The organism is Pseudomonas sp. LS44, from assembly GCF_024730785.1.
GTDB lineage: Bacteria > Pseudomonadota > Gammaproteobacteria > Pseudomonadales > Pseudomonadaceae > Aquipseudomonas.
On sequence record NZ_CP102830.1, the window covers coordinates 1,932,879 to 1,955,028 of the forward strand.

Annotated in this window: 16 protein-coding genes and 1 pseudogene; 8 read left to right on the plus strand and 9 right to left on the minus strand. The window is 62.7% G+C overall.

The features are described from left to right. Positions 1–4 precede the first annotated feature (4 nt). The 4 genes from NVV93_RS08685 to NVV93_RS08700 all read right to left on the minus strand — a co-directional run bounded on the left by NVV93_RS08685 (position 5) and on the right by NVV93_RS08700 (position 5,572). Positions 5–1,126, minus strand: coding sequence for an efflux RND transporter periplasmic adaptor subunit (locus NVV93_RS08685; protein WP_258254035.1), 1,122 nt, complete (start codon positions 1,124–1,126; stop codon positions 5–7). A 346-nt stretch (positions 1,127–1,472) separates the two neighbouring features. Beyond that, positions 1,473–3,080 carry an arylsulfatase gene (locus NVV93_RS08690; protein ID WP_258254036.1) on the minus strand — a complete coding sequence of 536 codons (1,608 nt, stop codon included), beginning with the start codon at positions 3,078–3,080 and terminating at the stop codon, positions 1,473–1,475. Between the two features lie 63 nt (positions 3,081–3,143). Beyond that, positions 3,144–3,980 (minus strand): ABC transporter ATP-binding protein, encoded by an 837-nt coding sequence (locus tag NVV93_RS08695; RefSeq protein ID WP_258254037.1) that lies wholly within the window; start codon positions 3,978–3,980, stop codon positions 3,144–3,146. Beyond that, positions 3,977–5,572: an ABC transporter permease gene (locus tag NVV93_RS08700; RefSeq protein WP_258254038.1), complete on the minus strand. Its 1,596-nt coding sequence runs from the start codon at positions 5,570–5,572 to the stop codon at positions 3,977–3,979. The genes NVV93_RS08695 and NVV93_RS08700 overlap by 4 nt, the downstream gene beginning before the upstream one ends. Positions 5,573–5,879: 307 nt before the next feature. Here NVV93_RS08700 and NVV93_RS08705 point away from each other — a divergent pair, with 307 nt between their 5' ends. Continuing rightward, entirely contained in the window at positions 5,880–6,947 is a 1,068-nt protein-coding gene (locus tag NVV93_RS08705; protein WP_258254039.1) for an ABC transporter substrate-binding protein, read from the plus strand. A 168-nt stretch (positions 6,948–7,115) separates the two neighbouring features. Here the strand turns inward: NVV93_RS08705 and NVV93_RS08710 are convergent, their stop codons facing one another. Both NVV93_RS08710 and NVV93_RS08715 read right to left on the minus strand, forming a co-directional pair. After that, positions 7,116–7,646: a DUF3016 domain-containing protein gene (locus tag NVV93_RS08710; protein WP_258254040.1), complete on the minus strand. Its 531-nt coding sequence runs from the start codon at positions 7,644–7,646 to the stop codon at positions 7,116–7,118. A 55-nt stretch (positions 7,647–7,701) separates the two neighbouring features. Beyond that, positions 7,702–8,658: a LysR family transcriptional regulator gene (locus NVV93_RS08715; protein WP_258254041.1), complete on the minus strand. Its 957-nt coding sequence runs from the start codon at positions 8,656–8,658 to the stop codon at positions 7,702–7,704. A gap of 361 nt (positions 8,659–9,019) precedes the next feature. Here NVV93_RS08715 and NVV93_RS08720 point away from each other — a divergent pair, with 361 nt between their 5' ends. The 7 genes from NVV93_RS08720 (at position 9,020) to NVV93_RS08750 (ending at position 17,136) form a co-directional block, all read left to right on the plus strand. Continuing rightward, positions 9,020–11,422: a TonB-dependent receptor gene (locus tag NVV93_RS08720; RefSeq protein WP_258254042.1), complete on the plus strand. Its 2,403-nt coding sequence runs from the start codon at positions 9,020–9,022 to the stop codon at positions 11,420–11,422. Between the two features lie 85 nt (positions 11,423–11,507). Then, complete coding sequence (locus NVV93_RS08725) at positions 11,508–12,425, plus strand: TauD/TfdA family dioxygenase (RefSeq protein ID WP_258254043.1); 918 nt, start codon at positions 11,508–11,510, stop codon at positions 12,423–12,425. A gap of 39 nt (positions 12,426–12,464) precedes the next feature. Beyond that, positions 12,465–13,355 carry a TauD/TfdA family dioxygenase gene (locus tag NVV93_RS08730; RefSeq protein WP_258254044.1) on the plus strand — a complete coding sequence of 297 codons (891 nt, stop codon included), beginning with the start codon at positions 12,465–12,467 and terminating at the stop codon, positions 13,353–13,355. Positions 13,356–13,692: 337 nt separating this feature from the next. Next, positions 13,693–14,490 carry an energy transducer TonB gene (locus tag NVV93_RS08735; RefSeq protein WP_258254045.1) on the plus strand — a complete coding sequence of 266 codons (798 nt, stop codon included), beginning with the start codon at positions 13,693–13,695 and terminating at the stop codon, positions 14,488–14,490. Between the two features lie 43 nt (positions 14,491–14,533). Then, positions 14,534–15,247 (plus strand): MotA/TolQ/ExbB proton channel family protein, encoded by a 714-nt coding sequence (locus NVV93_RS08740; RefSeq protein WP_258254046.1) that lies wholly within the window; start codon positions 14,534–14,536, stop codon positions 15,245–15,247. Between the two features lies 1 nt (position 15,248). Then, complete coding sequence (locus tag NVV93_RS08745) at positions 15,249–15,650, plus strand: biopolymer transporter ExbD (protein WP_258254047.1); 402 nt, start codon at positions 15,249–15,251, stop codon at positions 15,648–15,650. Between the two features lie 454 nt (positions 15,651–16,104). Continuing rightward, positions 16,105–17,136: an OmpA family protein gene (locus NVV93_RS08750; protein ID WP_258254048.1), complete on the plus strand. Its 1,032-nt coding sequence runs from the start codon at positions 16,105–16,107 to the stop codon at positions 17,134–17,136. 151 nt (positions 17,137–17,287) lie between these two features. On the opposite strand, the gene cobA is transcribed toward NVV93_RS08750, so the two are convergent. From cobA to NVV93_RS08765, 3 genes and pseudogenes are all read right to left on the minus strand, one after another. After that, complete coding sequence (gene cobA / locus NVV93_RS08755; protein WP_258254049.1) at positions 17,288–18,025, minus strand: uroporphyrinogen-III C-methyltransferase; 738 nt, start codon at positions 18,023–18,025, stop codon at positions 17,288–17,290. A 97-nt stretch (positions 18,026–18,122) separates the two neighbouring features. Beyond that, a complete protein-coding gene (locus NVV93_RS08760; protein ID WP_258254050.1) occupies positions 18,123–20,831 on the minus strand; it encodes a nitrate reductase in 2,709 nt (902 codons plus the stop codon). A 35-nt stretch (positions 20,832–20,866) separates the two neighbouring features. Beyond that, positions 20,867–22,087 (minus strand): annotated as a pseudogene (locus NVV93_RS08765) (NAD(P)/FAD-dependent oxidoreductase); the annotation flags it as partial. Positions 22,088–22,150 lie beyond the last annotated feature (63 nt).

Below are 22,150 nucleotides of genomic sequence, written 5' to 3' on the forward strand. Positions count from 1 at the left end.
TTCCTCAGCGCGGGGTGGCGGCTGCTGTCTTGACGTTACTGGCGGCCTTGACGTGGACCTTGTCGCCCGGACGCACGTGCTGCAGACCCTCGGTGATCAGCTGGTCGCCGCTGTTGAGGCCGGAGCTGACCAGCCACTGGTTGCCGACGGTGTGCTCGGCTTGCAGGTCGCGGCGCTCGACCACGCCGTCGGCGTTGACCACCAGCGCAGTCGGTTCGCCACGCACGTTACGGGTGATGCCTTGTTGTGGGGCGAGAATGGCTTGCTCTTTAACGCCCTGGAGCAACTGCGCATGGACGAACATGCCCGGCAGCAAATCATGGGTGGGGTTAGGGAATACCGCACGCAGGACCACCGAGCCGGTGCCGGGGTCTACCGAGACTTCGGAAAACTCCAGCGTGCCTTCATGCCCATAGAGGCTGCCGTCCTCGAGCACCAGCTTGACCTTGGCGCCGTGCTTACCGATTTTTTGCAGGTTGCCGCTGGCCAGTTCTTTGCGCAGACGGAGGATGTCCTTGGACGATTGAGTGACGTCGACATAAATGGGATCAAGCTGCTGGATGGTCGCCATCGCTTCGCTCTGGCCAACGTTCACCAGCGCGCCTTCGCTCACCGCCGAGCGGCCGATGCGTCCGGAAATCGGTGCGAGCACCTTGGTGTAGCGCAGGTTGATCTGCGCGCTTTCCAGAGCGGCCTCGTCGCGCAGACGGGCGGCCTCGGCTTCGTCATATTCCTGCTTGCTGACGGCCTGGTCGGCGACCAGCTCTTTATAGCGACCGGCCAATGCCTGGGCCGACTTGAAGGCTGCCTGCGCGCTCTTGAACGTCGCCTGATAGGTGGCTGGGTCGATCTGGTAGAGTTGCTGCCCGGCCTTGACCTCGCTACCCTCGCTGAACAGACGCTTGAGAATGATGCCGTTGACCTGCGGACGTACTTCGGCGATTCGGTAGGCGCTGGCCCGGCCCGGTAATTCGCTGGTCTGCGCGAACACCTGGGGTTGCAGGGTAATGACCCCGACCGTCGGCGTTTCATGTGGCTGTGCAGTGTTTTGCTTGTCGCAGCCGCTGAGCAAAAGGGCGGCCAACGTGGCAGTAACCAGAGCGGTGAGGGCTGGCTTGAAGGGCATGGGAAATGTCTCGATTGCTACGCGCTCTGGGCGCGAAAAACATGAAAGTACGAAGAAAAAACGACAAATAAGCAGACTGCAAAAGATACTTACATTCAGTACTGTCTGTAAACGCTTTTGATCGGCTAAATGCCACTACAAGTCATGTGGGTGGGCCGAGAAATAAAGAGCCGCAGTGGCTGGATATGAATGTCGATGCGCCAGAAAAAAACGTGCGGTGGGACCGGGACGAAATTCTGAAGAAATGGCCGGCCAGCCACTTGATTTGCAGCCTGGGAGGATCATTCCGCACCCATTAAACCGGTGCAATGCTCGGTCGGGTGCGGATAGACGAGTGGTGCGGAAATTACGCCTGGAACGGCGATTTGCTAAGGATTACGCCAGTTTCCGCAACATACTGTTGCCAATGCTCAAGCAGCGCAGCCAGTTTTTCCGGCTGCGACTGGGCAAGATCATGGATTTCGCCCGGATCGCTAGCCAAGTCATACAGCTGCCAGGTTTCCGGGCCGACCGGTGCGGGGATGTACACGGCTTTCAGATCACCTTGGCGGATTGCGCGCATGCCGAACAATTCCCAGCCAGTGACAGTGTGCTCGTTGTGAACCTGCTCGGTCTCGCCGCTCAAATAGCCCAGCCAGGATTTGCCGCGCACCTCGGCCACGTCGCGGCCGCGCCAGCGCTTCCCGGGGTGGCGTACGCCAGCCAGATCAAGAATCGTCGGCGTGATATCCATCACCGTGCCGAAGTCATGGCTGATCTGTCCCTGGCGATGCACCTGCGGGTAGCGGATCAGCGCCGGCACGCGGATGCCGCCCTGGGTGGTGAAGGCCTTGAACAGCCGCGACGGTGCAGTCGCCGCCTGCGCCCAGCGCGGGCCGTACCAGACGTAGGAGTTGGCGCGGCCGATGTTGTCCAGGCTGTTGTCGTAGTGCTGGTTGAGGAAGCTCATCAGCTCGGGACCGAATTTCGGAAAGGCCTCGAGCAGCGCGCCCTCGGCACCGTTGTCGGACATGAACAGGATGAAGGTGTTGTCCAGCTGACCTTGCTGGCGCAGATAGTCCAGAACCCGGCCGATGTTCCAATCCATGCGCTCGACCATCGCCGCGTACACCTCCATGGCTCGGGCCGAGCGCTGGCGCTTGTCGTCGTCGAGCTGCGCCCACTCCTGGCTGAGGGTGACGATCGGGTGGGCCTCGACCTGCTCGTCGATCAAGCCCAAGGCCTTCAGGCGAGTCAGTCGCTCCAGGCGCAATACTTCCGGGCCGGCGTCGTAGCGGCCGCGATAGCTGTCGACCAGTTCGGCGGGGGCCTGCAGAGGCCAGTGCGGCGCGGAGAATGGCAGGTAGGCGAAGAACGGCCGGCTCTGGTCGCGTTCCTTGAGGTACTGCAGCAGCTTGTCGCCGAAGGCATCGGAGGAATAGAAGTCGGCGGGCAACTCGTCGATGAACTGGTCGTCCTCAACGTACAGCGCCGGCGTGGATTTCAGCAGGCCGGGCGTGGACTCGTCGTAGGGCGGCTCATACCCATAGTGGTTGGCGGCGCCGGGCAGCAGCGCGAAGGAGCGCTCGAAGCCACGCGCGTGCGGTGCCAACTCGGCGGTCAGGCCGAGGTGCCACTTGCCGCTCATCAGCGTCTGGTAGCCGGCCTCGCGCAACAGCTCGGGCAGGGCGACTACGCGATCGTTAAGGTGCCCCTCGTAGCCGGGCTTGCCGATCAGCTCCGGGGTTAGCGCTTCGGCCATGGTGCCCAGCCCGGCGATGTGATGGTCGGTGCCGGTGAGCAGCATCGAGCGGGTTGGCGAGCAGGTCGGCGCGGTATGGAAATCGGTCAGCCGTAGACCGCTGGTGGCCAGGGCGTCGAGGTTAGGGGTGCGAATCTCGCCGCCGAAGGCACCGATATCAGAGAAACCGAGGTCGTCGGCGAGAATGATCAGGAAGTTGGGACGGTGCGGCATGGGGGCTCCGGAGTGAGTGGTTGACTGGACCCCCGCGTAGGCGGGGGCCAATGAACAAGCGGATTAATAGGCGATGTACGCCAGCGGCAGGTCCTCGACACGCGGAGGCGGAGCGCGGAGCTCGCCGTTGCCGGTCAGTTCGTGGAGCAGCTCTTCGCGCAGCAGGTGGAAATCGAAGCTGGCGCGGTTGCGCGGGTGCGGCAGGTCGATATCGACGATGCGTTTGATCCGTCCGGGGCGTGGCTCGAGGACTACCACGCGGTCGGCGAGGAAAATCGCTTCCTCAACGTCATGGGTGACCAGCAGGGTGGTGATCCCGGCACGCGCGCGGATCGCCAGCAGTTCCTCCTGCATCTGCTGCCGGGTTAGCGCGTCAAGGGCGCCAAACGGCTCGTCGAGCAGAAGGATGCGCGGACTGGCGACCAGCCCGCGGGCGATTGCCACGCGCTGCGCCATGCCGCCGGAAAGCTGGTGCGGGTAGGCGCGTTGAAAGCCGTGCAGACCGACCAGTTGCACCAGCTGCTCGACGCGGCGGAAGCTTTCGGCCTGGGTCAGGCCTTCGTTGACCAGGCCGAGGGCGATGTTCTGTTCCACGTTCAGCCAGGGAAACAGGCGGTGCTCCTGAAACACGATGCCGCGCTCGCCACCGATGCCGGTCACAGACTCGCCGTCGACCTGAATATCGCCACTGAACTCGGTATCCAGGCCGACCAGCAGGCGCAGCAGGGTGGATTTGCCGCAGCCGCTGGAGCCGACGATGGCAATCGATTCACCTTCGCGCACGTCGAGGTCGAAATCGCGGATGACTTCCAGCCTGTCACCGTCGACGGCGAACTGTTTGCTCACCTGGCGGAAACGGACAATGGGTGTGTCGACGGTCAGGCGGGTCAGCGAATTCATGCGTTTCTCCAGCGCGTGGCACGCGCTTCGATGCGTTGTCCGAGGGTGTTGAGCAGGGCGCCGGTGAGGCCGACCAGGAGCATGCCGGCCATCACCAGGTCCATGCGGAAGAGCTGTTGGGCGCCGAGCATCAGCGTGCCGATCCCCGCGCCGGCGGGCATGAAGTATTCGGCGCCGATGGTGCCCAGCCAGGCGTAGATCAGCCCCAGGCGCAGGCCGGCGAAGATCGCCGGGGCGGCGCCGGGGAGGATCAGCAGGCGCAGGCGTTGCCAGAGGTTCAGGCGCAGGGTCCGCGCCGCCTCGGCGAGCTGCGCCGAAAGGCCGGCGACGCCGCGCTGGGTGGCAATAAACAGCGGGAAGAATGCGGCGAGGCCGACGAACGCCAGCTTGGCGGCCTCGCCTAGGCCGAACCAGGCGGTCAGTAGCGGCACCCAGGCAAAGATTGCCACCTGGCGGAACGCGCCCAAGCTCGGGCCAAACAGGCGCTCCGCCGGGCGCGACAGGCCGAGAAGCAGGCCGCCGAGAACGCCGAGGCTGCCGCCCAGTGCCAGGCCGAGAACGGTGCGGCTCAGGCTTTCCGCCATGGCGCCCGGCAGGCTGCCATCCACCAGACCTTGCCAGGTGGTCAGCCACACACTACTGGGGGCGACGAGGATATTGCTGTCCAGCCACTCGCGTTGGCTGGCCAGCTGCCATAGGCCCAGCAGCGCCAGCGGCAGCAACCATGGCTGGACGCGTTGCCAGGCCGAGCCGGCCGGCCGTCGACGGAACGCGGCCGTGGGTGGATGCGGCCAGTGCACCAGGGAATGCTCGAGCCGATTGATGCCGCGATCGAGCAGCACACCGACGACGCCGATCACCAGAATGCAGACGAATACGATGTCCAGCATGAACAATTGCCGGCCCCAGACCATCAGGAAGCCGAGGCCTTCGCTGGACGCGAGCAGTTCGACCGCCAGTAGCGACGACCAGCCGGTGGCCAGTGCGATCCGCAATCCGGCGAGAAAAGCTGGCAGGGCCGCCGGGATGGTCAGTCGCCACAGCCGCAGGCGTGGCGACAGGCGCAGTACGGCGGCGGCCTCGCGCAATTTGGGCTGCGCATCGCGCACGCCGACCAGGGTGTGCAGGGTGATCGGCACCACCACGGCCTTGACCAGCACCACCAGCTTGAGCGCCTCGCCGATGCCGAACAGCAGCATGAACAGCGGGATCCAGGCCAGGGTCGGGATCTGCGCCAGCGCGGCGAAGGTCGGGTAGATCAGCCGCTCGGCCCGCGCACTGGCGCCCAGCCAACCGCCCAGCACGGCGCCGCTGGCAATGCCGAGAAGCAAGCCGACGGCGAGGCGCTGCAGGCTGATGCCAAGGTTGAACCACAGCTCGCCGTGCGCCAGTTCCAGAGCGCTTTGCCAGACCAGTTGCGGTGCCGGAAGGATCTGCTCCGACATCCAGCCAAAGTTACTGGCCAGCCACCACAGCAGTGCCAGGCTAGCCGGCACCAGCCAGGGCAGCAGGGCGGCGCTGCGCCGAGACCAGGCCGCATTATCTAGCGGCCGTGCATGCGTGGTTGAAGGCGAAGTCCAGGTAGTGGCCATAACGACGGGTTCCGAACAGGAAAGAGGGCCAGTTATTGGCCTATTGATAGTGCTTTATGGAATATAAGTTCCAATATTTATATGAATAAACCGTGGTTGGCAGTCGCATCGCAAATGCCTTCGTGGAATATTTTTTATGCCCGTGGCGCATGTTGTGCGCCAGCCCGCGGCCTGTCTTGTTTAGCTCTCTTAGTTATTAAAAAATGAATTAATAGTATTTATGAGAATGTCTGGGCTGTGCCTTATTCATCGCCAAACGGACGGCTAAGCCGCCATCGCTATGGATATCGCCCAAGGAGTCGCCTCAATGAAAACCCTCGCCAATTCACTGTTCGGATTGTTCGCCTCGCCGATTTTGCTGGGCTTGCTGGGCACCTTCCCCTTGGTCGCCTCGGCCACCACGCAGCCGGTCAAGGAAATCCGTATCGCCGTGCCCGATCTCAGTGCCGGCGCCGGTCACAGCGGTGGCGGTGTGGTGGATGTGTTGCGCGACCAGCAGCTGCTGGAAAAAGCGTTCGCCGACCAGGGCATCCATATTCAGTGGAATTTCTTCAAGGGCGCCGGCCCGGTCATCAATGAAGCCTTCGCCAACGGTCAGGTGGACTTCGCCTACCTGGGCGATCTGGCGGCGATCATCGGCAAATCCAGCGGCACCGATACCCGGCTGCTCAGCGGCATCGCCCGCAATATCAAGAGTTACCTGGGTGTGGTGCCGGGCAGCGGGATCACCGACCTGCAAAGCCTCAAGGGCAAGCGCGTGGCGCTGTTTCGCGGTACCGCCAACCAGCTCTCGTTCGATGCGGCGATTGCCAGCCAGGGCTTGAGCGAGAAGGACTTCAAAGTCATCAACCTCGATTTCAACGCCTCTACCGCGGCCCTGGTGGCCAGGCAGGTGGACGCCTCGTGGGGGTTTTCCAATCTCAACGCGTTGCGCGCGCGCAACCTGATCGAAATTCCCCTGAGCACCAACGACCTCGGCGACGCCGGCAGCATGCAGAGCGTGCTGCTTGGCGCCGGGGCCTTCGTCGATGCCCATCCGGAACTGGTCACCCGCCTGCTGGCGGCGCAGGAGCAGGCGCTGCAATGGTTGGTCGAGGAAGATAACAAGGACGCTTACATCCAGCTGGTTTCGCAACTGGCCAGCTATCCACCGGTGATCCTGCAGGCGGACTACAAGGATCAGAAACTCGCTGCGCTGTTCAGCTCGGACCTGGATGTGGCATTCCTCGCCCATCTGCAGAAATCGGTGGATCTCGCCGGCGAACTGCGCCTGATCCGCAAGCCGTTTACGGTCAAGGACTGGGCGCAGCCGGAGTTCCTCGAGGCCGCCACCCGCGACCAGCCGCACGCCGCCAGCGCCCAGGCCGCTCGCTGAAGTCTTCGACCTGCCGGCCAGGCGAGCGCCACTGTGCCATCAGAGTTCCTCACCCCGGCGCAGGCCGGGGTCCAGGGGGGAATTGCGGGTCACTCGCGCGGGCAGCTGGATAGCGGCCTGCGCCGGCATGACGGGAATATGCTGACTTGGGCCAGCTACCCTCGCCAGTCAGTGCGTAGCGCTGGCCCGTTGCGCGCCGAAGCGCTGGCGAAACCAGTCGTCGAGCATGGCCTTTTCGGCATATAGCCGATCACTGCTGTGCATGCTGCGGCCGGGGCGCTGCAGGTAGAACATGTCGTTTACCTGCTGGTCCTGGCTGGCAACGGTTTTGCCGTCCTGCTTGAGTTCGTAATGCAGCTTGATGCTCGGCCAAGTGATGTCACGCATGAAACGCACATTGTAGGCATTGCCGTGCCATGGCTCGTAGCGGCCGGCCAGGTCGATGTCGAGGATGTCGATATGCAAGGTTTGCCCGGCAGGCAGATAGCGGCTGCCTAGCTCTTGCAAGTGAACGTCGAGCGCCTTCATGACGAAGGCGTCGGCACCGCGTTCATAGCCGGAACTGCGCAGGCTGGCGTCGCGAAACTTCTCCGGATGCTGATAGCTGACGTCGACCGCGCTCGCGGCTGCCAGCGCCGTGGATAAACCGACCAAAACGACGCCGATGAGGCAGAGGGTGAAAGTTGGGGTTGGACGCATCGCACACCTCCTGACGCGGCATTGACCGCGCCTGCCTATCAGTCTACGCCGCTGGTCAGTGGTGGATTTCACCCTGACCAGCGGCGACTTTGATCCCGGTCTGCGCTGCACCAGCCTGATCGACCTCGATCAGCGTTTCGATCATCGCCCGCGCCGCCGACGAGAGGCGGAAGCCGGTGCGGCTGACGATGCCGCAGCGCGCGAACATGCCATCGAGATTGTGCGGCAGATTGCGAAAGCGCAGATGGATCAGCTCGCCCTGGGCGATGGCCTTGCGGTACGCCTCTTCGGTGCCGATGCCAATTGCATCGGTCTGCCGGACGATGCGCTGCAAGGTGAGGTAATTCTCGACTTCGATACTGGGGGAGAAGTCGATGCGGCCGCTGAGGTTGGCCAGCACTTTGCGCACCCCGGGCGGGATCTGCGAGGCGGCCAATGGATAGCTGAACATGTCGTTGGTCGACAGGCTTTCCTTGGTCAGTAGCGGGTGGCCGGGACGGCAGTAGAACACTCCGCGCTTAACGGTCAGCGGCTGGGTCTGGAAGCTTGGATCGGCCTCGAAGTGGCGGATGTCGGCGATGAAGAATTCGATCTCGTCGCGGCCTAGGGCGCGCCCGAGTTTTTCCCAGCTGTCGACGATGAATGTGGTGCGCACCTTCGGATGGCGGTTGACGAAACTGGCTACCGCATCGGGCACCAGCGCCACGGCCGGTGCCGGGCCGCAGCCAAAGCGCAGTTCGCCGGCGTCGAGCTTGGTCATCTGGTTGATTTCGTGAACCAGATTGCTCGCACCCTGGACCAGGCGCAAGGCGTGCTGGAGCACCAGCTGACCCTCCGGGGTGGGGCGCAAGTCCTTGTTGGCGCGGTCCACCAGTTGGCAGCCGAACTCTTGCTCGAGGCCCTGAATGCTGCGGCTGAACGCGGGTTGAGTGATGCCGATGGCATCGGCTGCGCGGACAAAACTGCGGTATTCGAGCAGGGCGATGAAGTAACGCAATTGTCGTAAATCCATGATGCTTTCCTGGCATAGAAAAAATAGGCCGAAGGTATTTGCCCGGTCCGTGGTGTGGGTTTTAAATGCAAGCTCTTATTCCGTCAACGAAGCATATAAATGTTTGTTAGATCGATAGAGAATAAGTTTATGGCCGTCAGCCACAGGGGAAAAACCATGGGCACCATCGCTAACCAACCAATCAGGCAATACCGCAGCGCCATCGCGCGCATGTGTCGCTGCTAACTCCTCGAGGCGCCTCCGCTGGTTGAAGCGGTAAATCGCGCCCGTCACACCACGCATTTTTTCGCTGCCAGGTTTGCTGGTAAGGGTTCGTATTGCCTGGCGTTTGCCGCCGGGCTGGGGATGAAAAGGAAGCACCATGAGTCCGCAACGCACACAGAACGATCAACGTTTTCGAGCACGCATCAGCAAGCCACTGGCCGTAAGCCGCCTTGCTGCTCCGGATTACGCGCTGACCCTGTTGCTGGCCCTCGGCGGGCTGTTCAACAGCAACGCTGCGCTGGCGCAGGACGTGAAAAAAACCAGCGCCCAGACCGAACAAACCGAGGCGCAGACCGACGAGGCGAAGTTGGAGAAAGTGACCGTCACGGCGCGGCGCCGCGAGGAAAACGTGCAGGATGTTCCGACGCCGATCACCACGGTCAGTGGTGCCACCCTCGAGCAGCAAAAGGTCTACCGGGTTCAGGACCTGCAGCAGATCCTGCCCAGCGTCAACGTCGCCTACATCCATGCGCGGCAGTCGAGCATCGCGGTGCGCGGTATCGGCAACAACCCGGCCAGCGATGGCCTGGAAGGCAGCGCCGGCATCTATCTCGACAACATCTATCTCGGCCGTCCGGGCATGGCGGTATTCGACCTGCTCGATGTGGAGCAGCTGGAGTTGCTGCGTGGCCCGCAAGGCACGCTGTTCGGCAAGAACACCACGGCCGGGGTGATCAACATCACCACCCGCAAGCCGACCTTCACTCCCGAGCGCAGTGTGGAAATTTCCGGTGGCGAGCGTGGCTACTTTCAGGGCAAGGGCACCGTCTCTGGCCCGCTGACCGAGACTTTGGCCGGGCGCCTGTCCGCCTACCGCACCCGTGAAGACGGCTACATCGACAACCAGCACGACGACCGCACCTTCATCGGTGGCGAACGGGAAGGGGCGCGCGGTCAGTTGCTGTTTGAGCCGAATGAAGACTTCAACCTGCGCTGGATAACCGATTACAACCAGGAAAAATCCACCAACGGGGTTTGGGCGCTGTACGGCGTTTCCGATCGTTTCCGCGAGCGCGCCGCGCTGATCGGCGGCAATCCGCAGTACGACCCGAAGAAGCGCGAAGTGAACATCGACTCCGACCAGGCGGTGAACGTCTGGCAGGGCGGCACGTCGCTGGAGGCCAACTGGACCCTCGGCAGCGGCCATACCTTTACTTCGATCAGCGGCTACCGCTACTGGCACTTCGTTCCGCTGAACGACACCGACCTGACCGACGCCCCGGCGCTGATCCACGGCGGTGTTGAGGTCCATGACCGGCAGTTTTCCCAGGAATTCCGCCTGGCTTCGCCCACCGGCGGCGCCTTCGACTATGTGGTTGGCGCCTACCTGTTCAACCAGAACCTCGGCAACAAGACCGTGCAGGAGTTTGGCCCGCTGGCGGACCTCTTCCTCACCGGGGTGAATCGCAACATCTTCAACAACGCCACCAGCCAGACCAACGGCAAGATCGAGACCGACAGCTACGCGCTGTTCGCCCAAGGCAACTGGCACCTGACTGACCGTCTGGACTTCACTGCGGGTGTGCGTGGTACCTACGAGGAGAAGCAGGCCCGCGTGCACCGCTTCGACCCCTCGGGCGGAGCGCCGCTGACCGGCCCGCTCGCCGCCGCCCGCCGCAACCAGATGGGCAGCCTCGACACCGGCGACTTCGGCTTGCACAACGCCGCGCCGTCCGGGCTGCTGAGCCTCAGCTACAAGATCACCGACGGGCTGCTCGGCTACGCCAGCCTGGCGCATGGCGAGAAGTCCGGCGGGGTCAACCTGGTGGCGCCATCGGCCGGCTTCGGCAGCGACTCGCTGGTGGTCGGCCCGGAGCGTGCCAACGATGCCGAGCTGGGCTTCAAGAGCACCCAGCTGGACGGCCGCCTGCTGTTCAACGCCAACCTGTTCTGGACTGGCATCCACGGCTACCAGGCCACCACCCTGACCACCAACGGCAGTTCGCTGACCCCGGTCTCGGTGCTCGCCAACGCCGGCAGCGTGCGTTCCCGCGGCGTGGAGTTCGAGACCAGCTACCTGCCGTTTCAGGGGCTGACCCTGAACTTCAACGGCTCCTACAACGACGTCACCTACCTGTCGTTCAAGGACGCGCCATGCCCCGGCGAGGTCAGCACGGTTAACCCGACGGCGGTCTGCGACCTGACTGGCGAACGGGTGGTCGGCGCCTCGAAGTGGATTGGCAACTTCAACGGTGAGTACCAGTGGCGCCTGGGCAACGGCCTGCAGCCCTACGTCACGGCCGGCTATTCCTACCGCTCCGAGGCGGAGGGGACGCTGGATAACTCCGACCTGTCGAAAATCGATGGCTACGGCCTGGTCAACGCTTCGATCGGCGTGCGCGCCGACGTCGGCGAGGGCCAGCTGGACGCCTCCGCGTGGATCAAGAACGCCACCGACAAGGACTACTACCTGACTGCGTTCGCCTTCAGCAACGGCGCCTACACCGCGTCCGTCGGCCAACCGCGCACCGCTGGCGTGAGCCTGCGCTACGACTTCTGACCGGGTCACGATTGACCGGGTCACGAGCTGATCGAGTCACGATCTGACCGGCTGCCGCGCAGCCAAATCCTCAAGGAGAAACACCATGAGCAATGCCGCATTAGCCGTAGAACAGAGCATCACCAGCCAACTGGCCGTCCTCGATATCCATCGGGTCGCCGGGCGCATCGGCGCCGAGATTCGCGGTGTGAAACTGGCCGGCGACCTCGACGCCGCCACCGTCGCCGCCATCCAGCAGGCGCTGGTGACCCACAAGGTGATCTTCTTCCGCGACCAGACCCATCTCGACGATCAGGGCCAGGAAGCCTTCGCCAATCTGCTCGGCGAGCCGGTCGCGCACCCGACCGTACCGGTGCGCGCCGGCACCGCCTATGTGCTCGAACTGGACGGCGCCGAAGGGCGGCGGGCCAACTCCTGGCACACCGACGTGACCTTCGTCGATGCCTATCCGAAAGCCTCGATCCTGCGTTCGGTGGTGGCCGCCACAGCCGGTGGTGACACCGTGTGGGCGAATACCGCCAGTGCTTACAACGATCTGCCCAGCGAGCTGCGTGAGCTGGCCGACAAGCTCTGGGCAGTGCACAGCAACGAGTACGACTACGCCTCGGCAAAACTCAGCGTCGACCCGGCGCGTCTGGAGGAGTACCGCCAGATCTTCGCCTCCACCGTCTACGAGACCGAGCACCCGGTGGTCCGCGTGCACCCGGTCAGCGGCGAACGCACGCTGCTCCTCGGGCATTTCGTCAAACGCTTGAAAGGCCTGTCGCAGAGCGATTCGGCGCAGCTGTTCAATGTCCTGCAAAACCATGTCATCCGCCTGGAAAACACCGTGCGCTGGCGCTGGCGCGAAGCTGACGTGGCGATCTGGGACAACCGCGCCACCCAGCATTACGCGGTCGACGACTACGGCGACCAGGGCCGCGTGGTGCGCCGTGTGACCTTGGCCGGCGACGTGCCGGTGAGCATCGACGGCAAGCGCAGCCAGACCGTGCGCAAAGGTTGATGCATATTTTCTACCGATACCATTGATGAGAGACGAACCATGAGCCAATCCGCTGCCGCGCTTCTTCAGGAGCCGGAAACTTTCGCCATCACCCCGCTGGATGCGCCACTCGGCGCCCGGGTCAGCGGCCTCGATGCCCGCCAGCCGCTAACCGCCACGCAAATCGTCGCGCTCAAGCAGGCGCTGCGCGATCACCACATTCTGGTGTTCAGCCAACAGCACCTCGACGATCGCCAGTTCCTCGATTTCTCCACCTATTTCGGTGCGGTGTTCCAGCCGCCCGCGGATATTCCGGTGCTGTCCTCCGGCACCGATGGCAAGGCGCCAGAGATCGTGCGCGTGGCCAATCAAGATGAGGGCGAGCTGGGAAGTTTCGCGCTGCCGGCGCATACCGATCACCACTGGACGCCGGTGCCGTCGTCGGGCTCCCTGCTATATGCCCTGGAAGTGCCGTCCAAAGGTGGCGACACCAGCTGGTACAACCTGGCGCTGGCCTATGAAACGCTCGACGAGGAGACCAAGCGCGAAATCGATGACTTGCGGCTGATCAACTACAACCCGTTCATCCGCATCCGTGCGGGCGGCTATGGCGGCGCACATGTCAGCTATCGCACGCCGGATATCGAACCGATCCAGGGCACCGAGCACCCGCTGGTGCGTGTGCATCCGGAGAGCGGCAAGCGCCTGCTTTATCTCAGCGTCTCCACCGAGGTGGAAATCCCCGGTTACGACCCGGAGCGCGGCAAGGCGCTAATCGCCCGCCTGCGCGAGCACATCAGCCAGCCGCGCTTCTACTACACCCACCGCTGGCAAGTGGGGGACATCGTCTACTGGGACAACCAGGCGACCCTGCACGCGCGGACTGCCTTCGATCCCCGCGAACGACGCAACCTCAAGCGCATCAGCCTGGCGGGCAGCCGCCCGTTCTGAGTAGTGCAAAAACCTCTCCAGCCCCAGCAGTTCGCGCTGTTCGGGGCTTTTTACTGACTGGAGAGGCGGGGAGACTGGCGCGCGTTTCAGCTCGCTCATGCCTTTGAGGCATTTTTACTATGCGTTGTGCGCTTTTCACTAAATAAATACGTTTAAAAACAATATGTTAGAGTTTTTATATTCCTTTAAGGAATTATAAAATTAATAAAGATTACTTTATGGGATAAGAACGGCCGTAGATCATCTCCTCAACCGCGGTAACCGCTCTGCACTGGACCTTTCAGCGCGATATGGCGGTTGCTAGCGGAATGCATCAGGATTTTCGAGGAGCAAGTCGATGGGCAATGCACAAAGCACGGCCAGCACTCAGGGATTGTTCTGGCGAGAAACGCCCAGCGCCGATCTGCTGGACCTGGGTCGCCCGCATCGCCAACCGCTGGGCCGCGATCGCCAGCATCACGTAAGGCCAAAGGGCGCGCTTAGCCGCCGGGAAGGCGTGCTGCTCGGGGCATTTGCCCTGGTGTTGCATGGTGCGCTGATTTACTGGCTGGCTCAGCGTCCAGCCCCGGTCCTGCCAGAAGTGCCGGTGGAGATTCCGCCGATGACCATCGAGTTCGCCAGCCCGGCACCGCCGGTGGTAGAGCCGCCACCGCCCGAGCCGATCGTACAGCCGGTCGAGCCACCACCACCGCCGGTGGAGGAGCTGGCGGTCAAACCGCCCCCCAAGCCGTTGCCGAAACTCAAACCCAAGCCTGTTCCGCCACCGCCGAAAGCGGCACCGAAACCTGTTGAGCCGGCACCCGCGGCCAAGGAAGTGGCAGCACCGACGCCGCCGCCACCCGCGGCCGTACCGGTCACGCCGCCGACTGCCAACGCCGGTTACCTGCGCAATCCCGCGCCGGAATACCCGTCGCTGGCCCAACGCCGCGGCTGGGAAGGTACGGTACTGCTGCGGGTCCATGTGCTGGCAAACGGTAAGCCGAGCGAAATCCAGCTGCAGACCTCCAGTGGCCGCGAGTCGCTCGATGAGGCCGCGGTGCGCGCAGTCAAGCGCTGGAGCTTCGTCCCCGCCAAGCGCGGCGATGTGGCCCAGGACGGCTGGGTCAGCGTGCCGATTGATTTCCGCCTGCATTGATTGAACACACCGACATTTTTTTGCTGAACAGAGAGAGCCCGACATGAACCTATTGGCATCACCCCTCGAATCCATCGAACACGCGGTCATCTGGCTGCTGATCGGCTTTTCCGTCCTGACCTGGGGCTTGGCGCTGCTCAAGGGCGTGCAGTTCGGTCGCCTGAAAGGCCAGGATCGCAAGTTCCAGAAGCTCTTCTGGGGCGCCTCCAGCCTGGATGGCGCTGCCGAGCTGGTCACCACTCAACCCGGCGCGGTCTCGCGTGTGGCGCAAGCCGGCTTTGGCGCCATCCGCATTCAGGACAACGGTCAAGGCGACCTGAGCCAGGCAATTAATCATCAGGATCGCCTCGAGCGCGCCTTGCGTCAGCAGATCCAGCGTGAGCGCCGCTCTTTGGAAAGCGGTCTGGCAGTGGTCGCATCGATTGGCTCGACATCGCCGTTTATCGGGCTGTTCGGCACCGTGTGGGGCATCATGGAAGCGCTAAAAGGCATTAGCGCGGCGGGTTCGGCGAGTCTGGAAACGGTAGCTGGACCGATTGGCGCGGCGCTGGTGGCAACCGGTGTCGGGATCGCCGTCGCTGTGCCCGCGGTGCTGGTTTACAACTACTTCCTGCGTCGTCTGAAGCTCTCCGCCGCAGATCTCGACGACTTCGCCCATGACTTTTACAGCTTGGCCCAGAAGAGCGCCTTCAAGCTGATCCAATTGCCCGCCGCGAAAGCTGCCGCCAGCCCGACAAAAGTGAAGGAGGCGTCCTGATATGGCCTTTTCCACTCAAGACAGCGACGAAGTGCTTAGCGAAATCAATGTCACGCCACTGGTCGATGTGATGCTGGTGCTATTGGTGGTGTTCATCGTTACCGCACCGCTGTTGACCAATTCGATTCACATCAACCTGCCAAAAACCGAGGCCGTCGCCCCGGCTGATCAGAAAGATCCTCTGGTGGTGAGTATCGATGGCGACGGCAAGCTGTTCATTAATAAGGACGAAATTCAGGCGCAGGCATTGCAGGGCAACCTGGAAAGCGCCAAAGCCAAAGATGCTGAACTGCGCGTGCAGTTGCAGGCCGACGACGGGGTGGACTACGGCGTGGTGGCCAAAGCGATGGCATCCATCGAGCGTGCAGGCATCACAAAACTGGCGGTAATCACAGCGCGATGATTGAGCTTGACCCAAGGTCGGGTCCGCTCTGTATTTCTGGCCACTCTTCTTTAGGCAGGGGAAGAGTGGCCTTTTTTATGATTGCAATAATGGCCGTGAATATAAGAAATCGCCGCGTGAACTATTCCTTCAGCCGGGTTGAGATGCTGACTGCCTTATATAAGATGGGGCGGGAGTTGTACTTACGATATCGGGCGGCAGTGAAATACCAAGCAAGTCGCAACTCTAGGAATTTTTGCTGAACTTCGCCGTTTGCTCACCTTCAGACTTGTGTGCGGCGTATTCGCTGAGTCTTTTTCGTCGCACTCAGGTTGCGGGAGAATTTGCAAGTGGCCGGTAGGCGGCGAAAAATCTTGTTTGGCGTGGCTCGCCATAACGAAATTTGTCTACTACTTTGAGGTAGGTTCACGTGTTCTACAGCAACTCGTACTACATCTAACTGGGGATTTTACGGATGAAATTGAAAAACACCTTAGGCGTTGTCATTGGCTCACTGGTCGGAAGTCTTTCGCTCGGCGCACTGGCCCAAGGCCAAGGTGCCGTTGAGGCGGAAATTTTCGGCAATCGTTATTTCACTGACACTACTCGCGGGTACAACGGCGACGAAGGTAACCTGCTCGGTGGTTCGCTCGGTTACTTCCTGACCGAAGATGTCGAACTGGCCCTGTCCTATGGGCAGTACCACGACATTCGCACCGATGTGACCAACAAAGACATCAAGGGTGACAATGGCGCCCTGACTGCTCTGTATCACTTCGGTCAACCTGGCCCAGGCCTGCGTCCGTACGTTTCCGCAGGTGTCGGCCACCAGAGCATTGGCCAGGAAGCCAGCGGACGTGACCGCACCACTCAAGGCATTCTCGGTGCCGGCCTGAAGTACTACTTCACCGAGCATTTCTATGCCCGTGGTGGCGTAGATGGCCTCTACAACTTCGACCGCGGTGATTCCGAGTGGATGGCCGGTGTTGGTGTCGGTGTGAACTTCGGTGGTGCTCAACCGGTACCGCCAGCCGAGCCGGTTGCCGAAGTTTGCGCCGACAGTGACAACGATGGCGTGTGCGATAACGTCGACAAGTGCCCGGACACCCCGGCCAACGTCACCGTTGACGCCGATGGTTGCCCGGCTGCTGCCGAGAATGTGCGTGTCGAGTTGGACGTGAAATTCGATTTCGACAAGTCCAAAGTAAAAGAAGAAAGCTACGGCGATATCAAAAACCTGGCTGACTTCATGACCCAGTACCCGTCGACCACCACCACCGTGGAAGGTCACACCGACTCCGTTGGTACTGACGCCTACAACCAGAAACTGTCCGAGCGCCGTGCCAACGCGGTTAAAGACGTGCTGGTCAACCAGTACAGTGTCGGCGGCGAGCGCATCGAGTCGGTTGGTTACGGCGAGTCCCGCCCAGTGGCCGATAACGCCACCTCGGAAGGCCGTGCGGTCAACCGTCGCGTAGAAGCTGAAGTGGAAGCCCAACCTAAATAATTAGGTTGAGTTTCACGCAAAGAAAAACCCGGCCTCGGCCGGGTTTTTCTTTGGAAGAAGGATAGGGAGCTCGAGCTTTGCTCCTCTTTACAGCGAGGCAAAAAAAACCGGCCTGGTGCGGCCGGTTGAGGTGCTCCACAGGAGAAAGGGTTCAGGCGCTTTGCGCCAGTGCCAGGTGCTGAACGCTCTCTGCCACCTCGCCGATCACCAGGATCGCCGGGCTTTTCAGTTGAAATGCCGATGCATCGCCAACCATTCGTTGCAGACTACTGCGACATTCCCGCTGCACGGGCAATGAGGCATTTTCGATCATGGCCACGGGCATATCTGCACGCATACCACCGGCCAACAGGCTGTCGCGCACCTCGCCGAGCTTGGCCACGCCCATGTACACCACCAGAGTGGTGCCGCCCTGGGCCAGGGCCTGCCAGTTGAGGCTGCTGTCGTCCTGAGTATGAGCGGTGACCAGGGTCACACCCCGGGCTACGCCGCGTAGGGTCAGGGGAATGCCACAATTGGTGGCGCCAGCCAGGCCAGCGGTGATGCCGTTGACCATCTCGCACTCGACACCGTGAGCGGCGAGCCAATCGGCTTCTTCGCTGCCGCGACCAAAGATGCACGGATCGCCACCTTTCAGACGCACAACGCATTTTCCTTGGCGGGCATAGCGCAGCATTAGGCGATGGATGAATGCCTGCGGCGTGGAGCGACAGCCGCCGCGTTTGCCGACCGGCACCACCCGTGCATCCGGGCAATGTTCCAGCACCGCCGGGTTGACCAGATCGTCGATCATCACGACGTCTGCCTGGCGCAAGGCCTTGACCGCTTTGAGGGTCAGCAAATCCGGATCACCTGGGCCTGCGCCCACCAGCCAGACTTTTGCGTTCATAGCGACATCTCCTCGTAGGGTGGGCAACCGCGAAGCGTTGCCCACCGACTTGTTCTGGTGGAAAACGCTGCGCGGTTTTCCACCCTACGGTTGTTGTTCAGGCGGTTTCTGCCACCGGCTGTTGCGCCAGCAGTCGTTTGATTTCCGGGACACAGGAGCCGCAGCTGGTGCCGCATTTCAGCTCGCGTTTGAGACCGTCGAGATCGAGGCCGCGGGCGATGCCGGCGCAGACTGCGCCCTCACTGACGTTCAGACAGTTGCACAGGGTCTTGCTGGCTTTCTGCCCGCTCGCCGAGCCCGGTGGGGTAGCCAGCGGCGCGAGCAGCCAGCGACGTAGGTTGGTGTCGGCTTTGCCTTCACTCCACAGGCCTTTCAGCCAGTCGCGGGCGGCGGTTTCGCCGGCCAGACGAATCGCAGTGATGCGCCCATCTTCGATGCGCACGCGTTTGCCGACGGTGCGCCGTGGGTCGTCATACGCCAGCACCGGACCTTCGTTAACGCCGAGCAACTCATCAATGCGTGTCAGCAGCTCTGCTTCCGGCGCCATCGCGTTGGCGGCCTTGATCAGTAGGGCGGGGCGTTCGCGGCCGGTGAGAGTCAGGTTGGCGTAGGCGAACTCCTCGAACAGCGGGCGCAGCGCGGCGAAACGCTTTTGCACGTCACCCTCGACCAAGGCGAACAGCTGCCAGGGCAGTTCGACTTTCTCCACCTCGACGCCGGCGTGCTTGAGCTCCGGCTGCTTGGACAGTGGGTCGAACGCCGGCATGGTCAGCACATTGGTGCCGAGACCCTTGAGGAAACGGTTGCCCCAGTGCATCGGCAGGTAGGCTTGGCCAGGCCGGATCGCCTCATCGCTCTGCACTGGAATGACCAAGCTGCCACGGCGGCTGCGCACTTTGATCAGGTCGCCGTCCTGCAGTCGGCGTAGGCGCATTTCATCCGGATGCAGGCTGAGCGCGGCTTCGGGAGCGTGGCCGAACAGCCGGGCGGCGGTGCCGGTGCGGCTCATGCCGTGCCACTGGTCGCGCAGTCGACCGGTATTGAGGGTCAGCGGGAAGCGCGCTTCGCGGCGCTCCTTGGGCCCGCAATAGGCCTCGGCGATAAAGCGCGCGCGACCGTTCCCGGTGGGAAAACGGCCATCGCTGTACAGCCGTGGCGTGCCGGTGCTGGCGCCGGCTGGGAACGGCCATTGCTGCGGGCCCTGGGCGTCGAGGAGGGCATAGCTGACGCCCGAATAGTCCAAGTCACGGCCGCCGGTGAGCGGCTTGTACTCCTCGAACAGCGCTTCGGCGTTGACGAAGTCGAACAGGCTAGGTTGGCCTGGACGCAGGCGCTGCTCCAGGCGGCGGGCGAAGTCGCTGGTGATCGCCCAGTCCGGACGTGCTTCGGCGGGCGCCGGCACCGCACGGCGCACATGGCTGATACGGCGCTCGGAGTTGGTCACCGTGCCTTCTTTCTCGCCCCAGCTGGCGGCGGGCAGCAGCAGGTCGGCGTAATGGCAGGTCTCGGTGGTGAAGAAGGCTTCCTGCACGACCACGAACGGGCAGGCGGACAGCGCTTCGTGGACCTTGGTTTGGTCAGGCAGCGACTGCGCGGGGTTGGTGCAGGCGATCCACAACGCTTTGATCTTGCCGTCGCGTACCGCATCGAACAGTTCGATAGCGGTCAGCCCGGTGCTTTGCGGTAGCGCGTCGACGCCCCAGTAGCCGGCGACTTCGCTGCGATGTTCGGCATTGGCGGCGTCGCGGTGGCCGGGCAGCAGGTTGCTCAGGCTGCCGGTTTCACGACCGCCCATGGCGTTCGGCTGGCCGGTCAGCGAGAAGGGGCCGCTGCCGATGCGGCCGATTTGCCCGGTGGCTAAGTGCAGGTTGATCAGCGCGCTGTTCTTGGCGCTGCCGGCGCTGGACTGGTTGAGGCCCATGCACCACAGCGAGAGGAAGGAGGGTGCCTTGCCGATTATCTCGGCGCAGGCCTGCAAGCTGCCCACGGAGATGCCGCAAATATCGGCCACGGTAGAAGGCGTGTAGTCGCGCACCAATTTCTTCAGTTCGTCGAAGCCCTCGGTGTGGGCGTCGATGTAGTTCCGGTCGATCCAGCCTTCCCACATCAGGATGTGGAGGATGCCGTGGAACAGCGCGACGTCGGTGCCGGGCAGGATCGCCAGGTGCAGGTCGGCCAGATCGCAGGTGTCGGTGCGTCGCGGGTCGACGACGATAACGCGCATGTCCGGGCGCTGTGCCTTGGCGGCTTCCAGGCGGCGGAACAGGATCGGGTGCGCGTAGGCCATGTTGCTGCCAACAATCAGCACGCAATCGCTCTGCTCGATGTCTTCATAGGAGCAGGGCGGGGCGTCGGCGCCGAGGCTGCGCTTGTAGCCGACCACTGCCGAAGACATGCACAGCCGCGAATTGCTGTCGATGTTGTTGGTGCCGACCAGCGCCCGGGCGAGCTTGTTGAAGGCGTAATAGTCCTCTGTCAGCAACTGGCCGGAGACGTAGAAGGAGACGCTGTCTGGGCCATGCTCACGGATGGTTTCGGCGAATACATTGGCGGCGTGCTCGAGGGCGCTGTCCCAGTCGGTACGCGCGCGGGCCAGGCCTTTACCCAGGCGCAGCTCGGGGTACAGGCCGCGGGCATCCAGATCGCCGGTCAGATGCAGGGTTGAGCCCTTGCTGCACAGCTTGCCGAAGTTGGCCGGATGCGCTGGATCACCCTGCACGCCGAGAATGCGTTCGCCGTCGTGCTCGATCAGCACGCCGCAGCCGACGCCGCAGTAGCAGCAGGTCGAGGCGGTGGTCTGGGTCATTGTCAGGACCTTCCGGCGACGCGCCCGGCGACGCGCCCGGCGTCCGCCAGGCTGCCGGCGCCGAACATCAGGTAATCGCGGATCTCAGCGATGTTGGCCTTCTCGCGCACCTGCTCGAAATACCAGCCACCGTCGACGGTGTCGCCATACAGGCAGGCGCCGACCAACTGATCGTCCTTGATCACCAGCTTCTTGTAGACGCTGCCAATGGGATCCCAGAGGGTGATGGTCTCGGTGCCGGCGCCGCCGATGAAGTCGCCGGCGGAGAACAGGTCGATCCCGGTGACTTTCAGCTTGGTCGAGGTCACCGAGCCCTTGTAGCTGGCGAAGCCGAACTGGGCCAGGTGGTTGGCGCAAACTTTGGCCTGATCGAACAAGGGCGCCACTAGGCCGTAGGCGATGCCGCGGTGGCTGGCGCATTCGCCGAGCGCGTAAATACGCGGGTCATAGGTCTGCATGGTGTCGTTGACCAGGATGCCGCGGTTGCAGGGAATTCCGGATTTTTCCGCCAGTTCGGTATTTGGGCGGATGCCGGCGGCCATCACCACCAGGTCGGCGGGGATCACATCGCCGCTCTTGAACTGCACGGCGCAGACACGGCCGTCGCCGTTGTCCATCAGCTCTTCGGTCTGCTCGTTGAGGCGGAAGTGGATACCGCGCGACTCCAGCGCGCTTTGCAGCAGCTTGCCGGCGGTCTTGTCCAGCTGACGCTCGAGCAGCCAGTCGGACAGGTGCACCACGGTGACCTGCATGCCGCGTTGTCTGAGGCCATTGGCCGCTTCTAGACCGAGCAGGCCACCGCCGATGACCACTGCGTGGCTATGGGTCTTGGCGATTTCCATCATCATCTGCGTGTCGGCGATGTCGCGGTAGCCGATCACACCGTCCAGCCTATTGCCGGGCACTGGCAGGATGAACGGGTTGGAGCCCGTGGCGATGAGCAGGCGGTCGTATTCGGCTTCCGTACCGTCTGCAGCGATGACCTTGCGTGCCTTGCGGTCGATCTTCACTACCTTGCGGCCGAGCAGCAGCTTGATGTTGTTGTCCGCATACCAGTTGAGGTCGTTGAGCACGATGTCCTCGAAGCTCTGCTCGCCGGCCAATACCGGTGAAAGCAGGATGCGGTTGTAGTTCGGGTGCGGCTCAGCGCCGAACACGGTGATGTCATACATGTCCGGGGCGAGCTTGAGCAGCTCTTCCAAGGTGCGAACCCCAGCCATGCCATTACCGATGAGGACCAACTTGAGCTTTTTCATGCACGTTCTCCGGCACAAAAACCGCGGAAACAAAAAAGGCGCCCTGCCGGTTACCCAGCAAGG